Annotated in this window: 12 protein-coding genes; all 12 read right to left on the reverse strand. The window is 51.6% G+C overall.

Annotated features, from left to right (window positions below):
• Window positions 1-18 precede the first annotated feature (18 nt).
• The 12 genes from MKX50_RS22935 to MKX50_RS22990 all read right to left on the reverse strand — a co-directional run bounded on the left by MKX50_RS22935 (window position 19) and on the right by MKX50_RS22990 (window position 12,370).
• Complete coding sequence (locus MKX50_RS22935; RefSeq protein ID WP_213593603.1) at window positions 19-1,140, reverse strand: MraY family glycosyltransferase; 1,122 nt, start codon at window positions 1,138-1,140, stop codon at window positions 19-21.
• A 114-nt stretch (window positions 1,141-1,254) separates the two neighbouring features.
• A complete protein-coding gene (locus MKX50_RS22940) occupies window positions 1,255-1,950 on the reverse strand; it encodes a WecB/TagA/CpsF family glycosyltransferase (protein ID WP_213593767.1) in 696 nt (231 codons plus the stop codon).
• Between the two features lie 71 nt (window positions 1,951-2,021).
• Window positions 2,022-3,197, reverse strand: a complete 1,176-nt coding sequence (gene csaB, locus MKX50_RS22945; protein ID WP_339157853.1) for a polysaccharide pyruvyl transferase CsaB — start codon at window positions 3,195-3,197, stop codon at window positions 2,022-2,024.
• Complete coding sequence (locus MKX50_RS22950; RefSeq protein ID WP_339157854.1) at window positions 3,170-5,191, reverse strand: DUF5693 family protein; 2,022 nt, start codon at window positions 5,189-5,191, stop codon at window positions 3,170-3,172. Before MKX50_RS22950 ends, csaB begins: the two co-directional genes overlap by 28 nt.
• 210 nt (window positions 5,192-5,401) lie before the next feature.
• Window positions 5,402-7,120: a phospho-sugar mutase gene (locus MKX50_RS22955; RefSeq protein WP_339157855.1), complete on the reverse strand. Its 1,719-nt coding sequence runs from the start codon at window positions 7,118-7,120 to the stop codon at window positions 5,402-5,404.
• A gap of 79 nt (window positions 7,121-7,199) precedes the next feature.
• Complete coding sequence (fabZ, locus tag MKX50_RS22960; RefSeq protein ID WP_155612498.1) at window positions 7,200-7,622, reverse strand: 3-hydroxyacyl-ACP dehydratase FabZ; 423 nt, start codon at window positions 7,620-7,622, stop codon at window positions 7,200-7,202.
• Between the two features lie 278 nt (window positions 7,623-7,900).
• Window positions 7,901-8,101: a DNA-directed RNA polymerase subunit beta gene (locus MKX50_RS22965; RefSeq protein ID WP_213593595.1), complete on the reverse strand. Its 201-nt coding sequence runs from the start codon at window positions 8,099-8,101 to the stop codon at window positions 7,901-7,903.
• Between the two features lie 12 nt (window positions 8,102-8,113).
• Window positions 8,114-8,932: a flagellar hook-basal body protein gene (locus MKX50_RS22970; protein WP_155612496.1), complete on the reverse strand. Its 819-nt coding sequence runs from the start codon at window positions 8,930-8,932 to the stop codon at window positions 8,114-8,116.
• A 12-nt stretch (window positions 8,933-8,944) separates the two neighbouring features.
• Window positions 8,945-9,826 carry a flagellar hook-basal body protein gene (locus tag MKX50_RS22975; protein WP_213593593.1) on the reverse strand — a complete coding sequence of 294 codons (882 nt, stop codon included), beginning with the start codon at window positions 9,824-9,826 and terminating at the stop codon, window positions 8,945-8,947.
• An 88-nt stretch (window positions 9,827-9,914) separates the two neighbouring features.
• Complete coding sequence (locus MKX50_RS22980) at window positions 9,915-10,913, reverse strand: rod shape-determining protein (protein ID WP_280530429.1); 999 nt, start codon at window positions 10,911-10,913, stop codon at window positions 9,915-9,917.
• 244 nt (window positions 10,914-11,157) lie between these two features.
• On the reverse strand, window positions 11,158-11,442 hold the full coding sequence (spoIIID, locus tag MKX50_RS22985) for a sporulation transcriptional regulator SpoIIID (protein WP_213593589.1): 285 nt from the start codon (window positions 11,440-11,442) through the stop codon (window positions 11,158-11,160).
• A gap of 184 nt (window positions 11,443-11,626) precedes the next feature.
• Window positions 11,627-12,370: a M23 family metallopeptidase gene (locus tag MKX50_RS22990; RefSeq protein ID WP_213593587.1), complete on the reverse strand. Its 744-nt coding sequence runs from the start codon at window positions 12,368-12,370 to the stop codon at window positions 11,627-11,629.
• Window positions 12,371-12,377 lie beyond the last annotated feature (7 nt).

The raw sequence follows: 12,377 nt of genomic DNA on the forward strand, positions 1-12,377 counted from the left end.
AAAATAGCAGCTCCCTCATTACTTCGAGCCGCGCTCCGCATTCGCCTTCATACGCAAGCGGGCAAAAAAATCAAGCAGCGGACGCTTGGTCTTGCCGATCAGCCCGATGACCTCGGCGCCGATTTGCAGGAAGAAGACCATGATGCAAATGACGACGAACGTAACCCAGTTCGCATTGTACATCGCTGCCGACGATTGAATAATGGCCAGCACCCCGAAGAACGCCGCGATACCGTAGATGATCAGCACTGTCTGACGGTGGGAAAAACCAAGCTCGCGAAGACAATGATGCAAATGGCCTTTATCCGGTGAAAAAATTGGCTTCTTCTGCACCCAGCGGCGCACGATGGCAAATAACGTATCGGATAAGGGTACGCCGATCAAGATGAGCGGCGTCAAGAACGATACGATCGCAATCTGCTTAAAACCGAGGAGCGAGAGCAGCGCCAGGCTAAAGCCCAAGAAGAGCGCACCCGAATCACCCATGAATATTTTGGCCGGGTGAAAATTGAAATACAGAAATCCGATAATGCTGCCAAGCAACAGCAGGCACAGCAGCGCCACAACATTATTCCCCATAAGGAAGGCCATAACCGCAATCGTGCCAATAGCAATCGCCGATACCCCTGCCGCCAAGCCATCTAGGCCGTCAATCAGATTAATAGCGTTCGTGACGCCGACGATCCAGAGAATGGTGAACGGGATAGCGATCCAACTCTCCACCGATGAATACGAATGAAAAGGAATATTGGCGAACTCCAGTTTGATATCAAAACCGAATACGACAACACACGCCGTAGCAATTTGCACAAGAAACTTCAATTTGGCAGACAAGTCGAAGCGATCGTCCAGCGCGCCAAGCAGCAGAATCATCGTCCCGCCAACCAAAAACGCTTTAACGAAGTTCGCTTCACGCACGGAGAAAGCGTCCGGAATAAACGGGAACACGATAAAAAAAGCAACGATAAATGCCAAATATATTCCCAGTCCGCCCAATCTCGGCATGACTTTCGTATGCACCTTCCGCGCATTAGGGACGTCTACCGTGCCCGTCTTAATAGCAAACCTCTTGACGAGCGGCGTCAAACCCAGCGCCAGGCCGAGCGACACGACAAACCCGATGATGTATATTAGCCACATGTAAAATTCAACCCCCAATTGTTATACCCGGAATGAATTATACTCTGTTTAAAAGTAAATCACCAAGTCCGTAAAAGAGCAATATTGCGCCTATTTCCTCCAAAAGTCACTTATTTACCGCGATTTCGTAAGATTTCCTCTCTCACGCAGCACGCGTACTGCGAATTTCGGCAGCGCAAGCATTCTACGGAACCGGGTCGGCTCCTTTATCAGGCGGTATAACCATTCAAGCCGAAGCTTCTGGAACACCTTTGGGGCGCGTTTGGTCCGGCCGGATATGACATCGAAGCTGCCGCCCACGCCCATCATGACAGGCACGGCAAGACGCTGCTTATGTTTAGCGATCCATGGCTCCTGTGTATCCGCCCCGCGAGCAACAAACAGGAGATCCGGGCTGGTTCTGCGAACTTCCTCTATAACCTCATCATCCTGCTCCGGGCCGAAATATCCGTCCCGATACCCTACAATTTCCGTTCCCGGATATTGCATTTTGAGCCGATTCGCCGCCTCTTGCACGACTTCCGGGCTCGCCCCTAACAAATATACCCTCCAGCGATGGCGCTCTCCTTCCTTCATCAGCTCATGAAGAAGGTCAAAACCCGCCACCCGTTCCGCGACCGGATCGCCGCCGACACGCGACGCCCACACCACACCCGAGCCGTCGGGCACAATCAGATCCGCTTGCTGCATCATTTGCTTATAGGAGGGATTCTCCAGAGCGGCCATCACCATAATCGGGTTTGCGGTAATCACTTGATGCGGTTTGCGGGCGGATATCGCGCCGGTCAAATATTGAACGGTCTCCTGCATCCCCCATTTGGAAAAAGGAATCCCAAAAATCGTTACGATGTTGTTATCGCCTTCCACGCCAATGCTCTCCCTTACTTTCGTAAATATTCCACGATTCGTTTTGCCGGAAGCTGCGCCTCACGCCGCAATACCTCAAGCTGTGCCGCATGCGATGCAAGCCAGCCCTCCCGGTCGGACAGCAGCCGCTCGCTCTGGGCGGCTACGATGCGATGATCGAGATCAGCGCTGCTCCCCACAGGAACACTGCCAAGCCGGCCGAGGAAATGATCGATTTTGGGATCATACGAGATGCCCAGCATCGGCACATTTTGCGAAGCCGCATAGATCAGGCTATGAAGCCTCATTCCGATCAGCAAGTCACATCTGCTCACTTCCTCCAGCATCTCCAGTGGAGTCTCGCTCTGTGGCGCGATGCTGATTTCGCTGCCATGATCCTCAGCGTGACTTAACATATTCATCACGAAGCGGGAAGCTTCATCATCACCTGGGTAATGAAACGGCAGGAACCGAATGTGCAGAGCCATTCTGCTTAGCAGCGCATCCAGGCCTTCGGCCAGCTTCATCAGCTCTGTCCGCTGCGGATTCCAGAAACGGACGGAGACGCCAACAACCGGAAGCCCTCGCTTGCCGGAGGCTGCTCCTCCCTCTTCGCTTCCCGCTGCCCTGCCGGAGTCCGATGCTGTAATGTCTCCCCTTGAATCCGCTCGAGGCAGAGATAACCCCATGACCGGATCGGGAACGACTTCGATCATGTTCTTGGGAATGCCAATATCGCGCAGCAATGCCGATGATTCGACATCGCGGACAGAGACGTACTCACAGCGGCGATATACCGAGGCGATCAAAGGGCGGAACATTCTCCGATTCACCGGCCCGATCCCTTGAGCATAGACGAAGGTCGGCTTCCGCAGCCACTGCGCCAGCTTGACGACACCCAAATAATAGGGGATCGTCTTTACCCCTGTCGCATCCTGCAGCAGGCTGCCCCCGCCGCTAATAAGGCCGCTGCTATTCTTGATAGCGTCCCTTACTTCACTAAATTTCATCCGGTGTACGGCCTTGACTCCGTAGGTCCGCGCCGTCCATTCCGGATCGATCGACAAGACGACAGGTTCGATCCTAAGCCCTGCCGCCTCGCTCTCTTCCCGAAGAGCGGTCAGAATCGATTGCAGCACGGCTTCGTCCCCGATATTCCGAAAACCGTAGTAACCAGAAATAACTATGGTTTGAGAAGACGTGGCGACCATTTCTCCCAGCACCTTTCAAGGATATACCATACCAGCAGGGCCAACAGGCCAAAGATCAAGCCTAGACCTAATCCCAGCAACCCGCGAATAAGCGAAAGCACAGCTGGCGTATGAATATGAGCAAAGGTATCGACCATCGACAGCTGACCGATGACCGCTACAATCATCGCGTACAGAGCCCAGCGGTAACGCAGCGCCGCAAAGATACCTACAATAAATAATGGATGCGCGAATAAAAACTCTTTATTTCGCGGCCTTACGCCAAATGTATTCTCCAGGATTGACCGGAATGCCGCTTCTCCCGGAAGCGGAGTTCCTGCGTTCCCTGTGCGAGACAAATAATAGAACGCGGCCGCACCCAGCACGACAGCTCCTACAACCATCACGAGAGTGATTGGCATGCGCATCCATGCCCGCAATTCCTGCACCAAGTTAGTACCCTTATACAACATAATATAAACAGCAACCAAGAAAACCGGAGCCAAATGAAGCAGACTAACCCCGCGGAACTGGCTGAGTACCAAGCTGTAGGTAATGTTATTGAGCAGGGCTATGACAAAAGGTACTGCGGACAACGACAGAACCGCCGTTTTGAAGTACAGCACCAGCGAATGCGACAGCCTGCGGCCCGCAGACATGCTCGGGATCGCCTGACTCAGATCCCTAACCTTGCGGATCGCCAGAATCATCGCAACCGTCGGCGCACTGATGGCCACGAATAAAGCGAGAGCCTGTTCCAGCAAAGTAGGCTTCAAGACGTATAATCCCGCCGAACCGACCAATCCCAGCAGGAATGAACCCAGCGTCAGCGATGGGGCGAAAATGGACACCAGAAGCGCCACGAAAGCTACGCCGCCTACGATGACGATGGCCTTTAAGTAAGTCTGCCAGGAGCTATCCACCACTTGAAAAGCCTCCGCCTGTCCTAACTCAAAGCCGTTATCTTTCACACGCTGTACCGCATCCCCTGGCTCAAGAAGCGTATGAATGATATTGTCGAGAGGGTTTGTAACCGCACCTTTCTGCAAGTCTTTGCTTGGAGCGGCATTGAAGTAAATCATGCGAATATTCCGGTCCTTCGTCGCAAGCGCAATCTTGTCGGCAACGACCATCCTATCCAAATTCACATCGGTATCGGACAGCGAGAACAGACGTACGGCATTATAGCCGGTCAAATAAGCGATTTTATGGAAGCCTTTAGGCTGCACCTTCATATTCTCGATAACAACTATGCCTAGTTCATGCTTGTTCAGCAGCGCTGCCATCGTCTCGACGCTGTTCTTTTCCTCATCTTCGCCGTAGCCTTTGACGCCTTCACCGTCGAGCATAATCCGTTTTACCCCGTTATCTTTATAAAAAGACAGCAGCTTATCCACATCTTCTTCATTAAATGGAACATTGTCGCTAATCCGCGGTACGATATTGAAGCCTTTGTCCCGCAGCATTGCAAAAGCGATCGGATCCGTCTCCAGAAGCGGCTTAAGGACAGCGTCTTCCGGTCCCGCTGCAATGACCAACCCGCTTTGCTCCCCATATTGCCATGGAGATGTTGCAATATCCAAATCGCGCAGCCCTTTCTCAATCAAAGGTCTGAGCTGCCGGTCATTCTCTTCGTTCGTAAAAGCGATATACGTATAATTGCCATTCTCGGCGATTACGCCCTGATTCATCTTAGCTACATCCGCAGCCGTAAACAGCATGATCCGGCGCGCCTTGGACAGTTCATCCAAAGTCGTCTCGAACATGGCCATCGAGCCAACGCCGGCATTCTTCAAGCGGTCAAGCTGCTCGTTCATGAATGCGGCTGGGTCGGCCTGATATGACGCTACCTCCAACAATCCGCGATAATTAAATACAAACTCTACCTTCTTCGCCGACGCTTCCGTCTGAATGCGTTGATAAATGACCGGCAAAGAAGCAATGATGCCAATTACGACTAATATCCACAACCATTTGCGGGAAGCATTGTTCCACCGCGGCCAACCTTGGATCACAAAGGTACCTCCTCAATATGAATCCCGCCCCTGCCGGTTTGAATCCCGCATAGGCGGGATCCTCCCAGGATAGGACAAAATCAAATCCGTTCTCGCGAAGCGATCGCGATTAATTTCAAGCAATCGTACATGCTCCAGTTTACATTGCCATAGGCATACATGCCCCTACATATCATGCAACACTACACCAGTCGCCATCAACCCTCAAATTTAGGCATCAACGCGCTTCAGCACTTCTTCCTGGATGCGCTCCAGCCGAGCCGCAGCATCCGCACTGGAAGTGCCCCGCACCGCGAAATAAAATTTAATCTTCGGTTCCGTACCGGACGGACGAAGACAGAACCACGAACCGTCCTCAAGTGAAAATTTTAATACATTTTCCTTCGGCAGCCCATAAAGGCCCAGGGAAAAGTCCTCTACCTTGGTTACCGGGATATCCCCGATGACTTGCGGCGGCTCGCTCCGGAACTTCTCCATCAACGCTACGATTTGCGCCAAACCATCTTTACCCTTCAACGTCCGCGACACTAGTGATTCACGGTAATAGCCGAATTTCGCGTACAATTCCTCCAGCACATCGACCAATGATTTGCCTTGCTGCTTATAATAAGCTGCAGCTTCGCAAATAAGCGTGGAGGCGACGATCGCATCCTTGTCGCGGGCATAATTTCCAGCCAGGTAACCGTAGCTTTCCTCATAGCCAAACAAATATGTGTAGTCCCCGGACTGTTCGAATTGATCCATTTTCTCGCCAATATATTTAAACCCGGTCAGTGTATTAAACACCTCGGCTCCATAATAGCGGGCGATTTCCGCGCCGAATTCGCTGGTAACGATCGTTTTGACAATCGCCCCATTGCCTGGCAGCTTGCCGGCTTCCTTCATTTGGCTCAAAATATAATGAACAAGAATTGCTCCGGACTGATTGCCAGTCAGAACCTCATACTCGCCAGCTGCGTTTTTGACCACAGCGCCCATCCGGTCCGCGTCCGGATCTGTGCCGATCAAGATGTCGGCTCCCACTTGCTCTCCCAGTTCGATCGCCAGCTTGAAGGCTTCCCGCTCTTCCGGGTTTGGCGATTTCACTGTTGAGAACTCTGCGTCAGGCTGCTCCTGCTCCTTGACGATATGAACCTGTGTAAAGCCCAATTTATCCAATACTCGCCGTACAGGGATGTTCCCCGTTCCGTGAAGCGGCGTAAATACGACGACAACATCTTTGGCAGCGCCCGATGCCAGCAGCTCCGGATTCAGGCTCACACCAGCTACCGTATTGAAAAATGCCTCGTCCTCCGCTTCGCCTAACCAAACGAGCAGCCCTTTAACTTCGGCTTCTTCTTTTGTGAGACGCTGTACTTGCTCAAAGGAAGTAAGCCCCTTGATATTATTGATGACCTGCTCTGCCTCATGCGGAACAAGCTGGCCGCCGTTAGCGTTGTATACTTTATAGCCGTTATATTCCGGCGGATTGTGGCTCGCCGTGATCACAATCCCTCCGGTTGCACCAACATGGCGAACCGTGAAGGATAGCTGCGGCGTTGGGCGAAGGGATGGGAACAGCTTCGCTTCGATTCCGTTGCCAGCCAGCACCAATGCGGCTTCCAGCGCAAATTCCGGGGAGAAATGGCGGCTGTCATGTGCAATGACGACCGACGGACGTCCTTCTTGATTCCCATGAACCTTGAGCAAGTACTGGGCCAACCCTTGCGTAGCGCGTCCGACTGTATAACGGTTCATTCGGTTGCTTCCTGCTCCGATGACGCCGCGCAGGCCGCCGGTTCCGAATTCCAGATCCCGATAGAAGCGATCCTCCAGTTCCGCAGGATTAGAAGCTAATGCTCTCAGCTCTTCTTTTGTCGCTTCATCGATGGATGGATCATCCAGCCAGCTCTTCACTTTCTCTTCAACGCTATGACTCAATTCAGCCATGGTTACAAACTCCTCCTTAAACTTATCTCTATAAAATATACAGGCCGCTTACCGGCCGCTATTGTACTAAATCCCTTGCTTAGGAGAGCGCAAACATGATCTCGCCTTCCGCTACGACCTTGCCTTCAACCGAAGCTACGGCCCGGCCTTTGCCGATGGAGCCTTTAAGCCGGATAATTTCTACCTCAAGACGCAAGGTGTCGCCCGGAACGACCTGACCGCGAAAACGGAAACCGTCAAGCCCGGCAAGAAAACCGATCTTGCCGCGGTTGCTCTCCACATTCAGAATCGCTGCCGCCCCAACCTGAGCAAGCGCCTCCGTTATAAGCACGCCCGGCATGACCGGATACTCCGGAAAATGTCCCGCGAAAAACGGCTCGTTCACCGTGACGTTCTTGATGCCGACAGCCCGCTTGCCATCCTCCATTTCTATAATCCGATCCACCAGCAGAAATGGGGGACGGTGTGGAATGATTTCTTGAATTTGCTTCGAATCTAACATATGTACTGCTCCCTTCATTATTCTTTTCATTCGCCCTGCCGTATAAAAAAGGCGGGGGACGGCCAAACTGTAATTATCCTTCGCCTCTGCAGAAGCGAGGGTTAAGATAAGGGGCTGATCCATCAAGGCATAATGCCGACAATGTGATCAAGCCCTTGATTGTTCTTCTGGCATACAGCACCCCCATCATTATACATTTTCCGCTTTAAAAAAGAAAACTCCCGATTTCCGGGAGCCTTTCGTCATTTTTTGCAATTGTTTCATGATTTAGCACCTTGTTAAGGAGCAAATACTAAGTCAAACACATGTCTCCATGTACTCCATTCCAGGACACCGCTGAAATCCTGCTTGCCGAGTACGACATAACCTACAACTGCTCCTCCAAACAATGCCAGGCCAAGGAACAGAAGGATGAGAAAGATCCGCAGGAGTATGATCCAGCCGGAACGTTTCTTAACCGGTTTCTTGTCTTGCCTCATGAAATTCTCCACCTATCCGCGCAAGTTATTAGCCAAATTCATCATCGTATCACTGGAAGTTAGCGCGCGTGCAGCAAGCTGATAAGCTCGTTGCACCTTTAGCATTTCAGCCATTTCATTTGCCAAATCGACATTGGAGTTCTCAAGGACACCCTGCCGAATCGTCGCCTGCTCTTCCTCAGGAAGATCGGAAGTAGCGGCAATTATGCCTTCCCGCACTCCCGGGGGGAGTACAAATAGACTGCTGTCCTTCTGGATCAGCGCATCGGGACGCAGCGGAGTCACTAGTCCGATGCGGCCGACCTCTGTTTCAACTTCTCCGTCCACGGCGATAATGTTCCCCGCCCCGTCAATGTGCAGCTTCGAGCCGGTAGGAACCTCGATCAGCTCGCCTTCTTCATCCAGCACCGGGTGCCCGAGGCTTGTGACAAGATATCCCATAGCCTGATCCTCAGGGTTTGGCTGGACAGAGAAATTTCCCGCTCTGGTGAATCCGACTTCTCCATCCAGGGTCAGCACCTGGAACATCGCGTTACCCTCAATAGCCAGATCCGTCATGTTGCCGGTCTCCTTCAGGGTACCCTGTTTAAAGTTCACCGACAGTTCCGACATGCGGGAGCCAAAGCCCATGCTCAATCCAAGCGGAGTAGCACGTCCGCCGAGCTGGAAATCGGAAGACTGCTGCATCACGCTGTTCAGCGTATCTTGGAAAGCGGCTTCCTTCCTCTTATATCCGGCAGTATTGACGTTAGCCATATTGTCGGCAATCATGTCGAGACGCTGCTGAATTCCGTTCATGGATACCATGGCACTGATCATTGAGTTATTCATGTGGCCCTCCTATTATACACGGCCGATTTCATTAACCGCTTTTTCCAGACTTCTATCGTAAAATTGAATCATTTTCTGATTGGATTCATACGCCCGCTGCGCTGCCATCATATCGACCATCGACTGGGCAAGGTTAACGTTGGAGCCTTCTATGTAGCCTTGCTGCACCTGTACCGCGTCGTCTTCCTGAAGCGCACGGATTCCTGCCGCCTCCTCGTCCTGAACGAGGTACACGCCGTTTCCATCGCGAAATAGCGCCTGCGGCCGGGTAACCACCGAAATGCCCATCTGAATTTCAATCGCCTCGCCATTGATTTGCAGGTTGCCCTGGCGGTCGATCTGCAGTGACTCGATCGGCTGATCGTAGCCGAGAACAATCGCATTTCCTTCTGAATCAAGCACCTGGTAACCTTGCATCGTACGCAGCGCGCCGTCAGGATCAACATAAAAACTTCCGTCACGAGTATAACGAACATTGCCGCCTGTGTCCATGACGGAAAAAAATGCCGCCGGGCGATAAATGATCTCGCCGTCCTCAGTCACGTATTTCCCCGAGGCGTCAAAAGGAATAGGCTCCCCTGTTGCAGGGTTATCCAAATTTATATTAGAAATGAGGGCGAAATCCGAGTTCTTCCCCGTCTCCGTCAAGTCGCCCTGCATATAAGATGGCAGACTCTCCTCCACAAAAACCCCGGTATTCAGCTTCCCGATCCGCCGTGTGCCCAGCGTACTGTCGCCTACGAGCGAAACAAGCATTTCGGGAAAAGCACGCGATACGCTGTTCATCTGCTTATAACCCGGTGTATTGATATTTGCTATATTCTGCGTCACCGTATCATGGCGCCTTTGCTCCGTGATCATACCGGAAGCAGCGGTGTAGAGCCCTCTTAACATGGGACAACCTCCAAACTTGTTTAGCTTGTCTGCTTGGATCTTCTATGGGACCCAAACGACTTATCTCATAGATATATATATCGGCGAATCAGAATTTTTTCTTAATAACTTTATCCAAATTATCAAGCATCATGCCCGTGCCTTTGACGACGCAATGCATCGGATCCTCCGCAATGAGCACCGGCACACGGAGTTCCTCGGACAACAGCTCGTCCAATCCGTTCAATAGAGCGCCTCCGCCAGTCAGAATGACACCCCGGTCGATAATATCCGCAGACAGCTCGGGCGGTGTCCGTTCCAATACCGATTTTGCTGCAGCAACGATTGATGCGACAGGATCCGACAAAGCCTCCTGCACCTCCTTCGAGGTGATCGTGACCGTAAGCGGCAGACCCGATACCATATCCCTTCCGCGGATGTCCAGCTCGGCCAGCGCTCCTGACGGATGAACCGTACCGATAGCAATTTTGATGTCCTCTGCCGTCCGTTCTCCAATCAGCAGCTTGTACTTCGATTTAATATATTTAATGATGGCGGTATCAAAAGTATCCCCAGCGATTTTGATCGACGAAGCCGTGACGATGTCCCCCATCGAGAGCACCGCCACATCCGTCGTCCCTCCGCCGATATCGACCACCATGTTACCGCTCGGCTCATATATGTCCATGCCGGCGCCGATGGCTGCCGCCTTCGGCTCTTCCTCCAGAAATACATCTCTGGCGCCGCTATGCTCAGCAGCTTCGCGAATCGACTTTTGCTCTACAGACGTAATATTCGTTGGCGCACAAATAAGAACACGGGGGTGGCTGTACCAACTTTTGCCCCCGACCCGGTTAATAAAATGCTTCAGCATCGTTTCCGTAATTTCAAAATCAGCAATGACGCCGTCTCTTAGCGGACGGATCGCAACGATATTTCCCGGCGTGCGCCCTACCATGCGTCTTGCATCCTCGCCGACGGCAAGCACCCGCTTCGTGTCGCTTTCTATCGCTACGACGGACGGTTCGTCGAGAACAACCCCTTTTCCTTTCACATGAATCAATACATTTGCTGTACCTAAGTCAATACCGATATCCTTGCCCATTATTCCGATGCTCCCCCAAAGCGTATTTTGTAAATCATGGAAAACGATGCGTTCAGTATATGGTAAATGTTTCCCTGTCATTACTCCGTTATTATTCGACAAAAACTTCGATTATTCCTTTATATTTCGGGATTTATAGATAAAAATCCGCTTTTCCATGCCATATTTAAAAATACCATACTTTGGGGGATGTGTTCAATGATAATCCTGCCCGCTCAAACATTGCCTTTCGAGTGCCTTCAGGGGGTTATTTTACCGATCCGATGGCTTCGCGTTTCGTCTGCCCTTTCTTTTTATACTTGATCTTGGTCGCCTCTCCTCCACGGAGATGGCGGATCGACTTATGATATTCGAGAATGTGCTTCACCTGGTCTGCCAAATCCGGATTGATTTCCGGAAGACGCTCGGTCAAATCTTTATGCACCGTACTCTTGGATACGCCGAATTCCTTGGCAATCGTCCGAACCGTGTGCCGAGTCTCCACGATGCAGCGTCCTATTTTAATCGTTCGTTCTTTGATGTAGTCGTGCACGCTCCCGCCTCCCTACTCGAGATAGTTTGGTACATTATATGAGGGGCGTGCCCATATATTCACGGTTTCGGAAGCGTGACAAGCCCGGACAAGGCCATTTATTTTACAAAAGAGGTTCGAGCAGCAAAAAAAGCGGGAGCTATGAAGCTCTCCGCCTTTTTCTCTAGACCCAATAAACCGGAAATTAATTTTTGGGAAGCACACTAACCGGGTTGAGCAATTCGCCGTTTTCATATACTGCGAAATGCAAGTGGTTGCCAAGATCCTTCTCCATTTCATTGCGGCCGGCATTAGCAAGGACATCGCCCTGCTTCACCTCTGCCCCCTGCTTTACCTTAATGTCAGTCAGGCTCTCGTATACGGTCTTCAGGTTGTTTGCATGAGTAATTTCCACAACATAGCCGAGCAGAGGATGCTCTTCAACCCGCGTTACTTTGCCGGCAAGTGCGGCCTTGACCTCAAATGGCTTGTCATCCTCGCGAGCCAAATCGATGCCGGTATTCGGTGTAAAAGTATCCTTATACTCGACCATCGCCGCTTGATGATCCTCCGCTGAGCCTTCCTTCTCATAGAAAGGCTTTACGATCGACACTTCGGAAACGTTGGCCACGGGCCAGATCAAATCCTCCGTGATTGCTGTTTTTGAAGTATCCGTTTTGTCAGAAACGTTGTCTCGCATCAATTCGTCATCGGGGAGCTGGACGGTGTCGGTTACGCTGGCGGGGGTCGATTCCATAGGCTTGCGGCCTGCATCCTGATAGACCCACACTAAGGTTAGTATAATTGCCGCTGCCGCCACATATGCTGCCGGGTACACCCATCTCTTGGACAATACTTTTTTCCATGCGGATACCGGAGCTTCCGGCTCGCCCATTATATTTTTGGGAGATTCCTCATGGGGTTGATTTTTTGGTTTTTGTTCATTCATTGGTATC

Source organism: Paenibacillus sp. FSL W8-0186, from assembly GCF_037969765.1.
In the GTDB taxonomy this organism is placed as follows: Bacteria; Bacillota; Bacilli; order Paenibacillales; family Paenibacillaceae; genus Fontibacillus; species Fontibacillus woosongensis.

What these genes read in the sequence shown, in the direction of transcription:
- MKX50_RS22935 (WP_213593603.1), bottom strand. Translation starts at nt 1,140, where the DNA reads ATGTGGCTAATATACATCATCGGGTTTGTCGTGTCGCTCGGCCTGGCG.
- MKX50_RS22940 (WP_213593767.1), bottom strand. Translation starts at nt 1,950, where the DNA reads ATGCAGGAGACCGTTCAATATTTGACCGGCGCGATATCCGCCCGCAAA.
- MKX50_RS22965 (WP_213593595.1), bottom strand. Translation starts at nt 8,101, where the DNA reads ATGAGGCAAGACAAGAAACCGGTTAAGAAACGTTCCGGCTGGATCATA.
- fabZ (WP_155612498.1), bottom strand. Translation starts at nt 7,622, where the DNA reads ATGTTAGATTCGAAGCAAATTCAAGAAATCATTCCACACCGTCCCCCA.
- MKX50_RS22990 (WP_213593587.1), bottom strand. Translation starts at nt 12,370, where the DNA reads ATGAATGAACAAAAACCAAAAAATCAACCCCATGAGGAATCTCCCAAA.
- MKX50_RS22955 (WP_339157855.1), bottom strand. Translation starts at nt 7,120, where the DNA reads ATGGCTGAATTGAGTCATAGCGTTGAAGAGAAAGTGAAGAGCTGGCTG.
- MKX50_RS22970 (WP_155612496.1), bottom strand. Translation starts at nt 8,932, where the DNA reads ATGAATAACTCAATGATCAGTGCCATGGTATCCATGAACGGAATTCAG.
- MKX50_RS22975 (WP_213593593.1), bottom strand. Translation starts at nt 9,826, where the DNA reads ATGTTAAGAGGGCTCTACACCGCTGCTTCCGGTATGATCACGGAGCAA.
- csaB (WP_339157853.1), bottom strand. Translation starts at nt 3,197, where the DNA reads ATGGTCGCCACGTCTTCTCAAACCATAGTTATTTCTGGTTACTACGGT.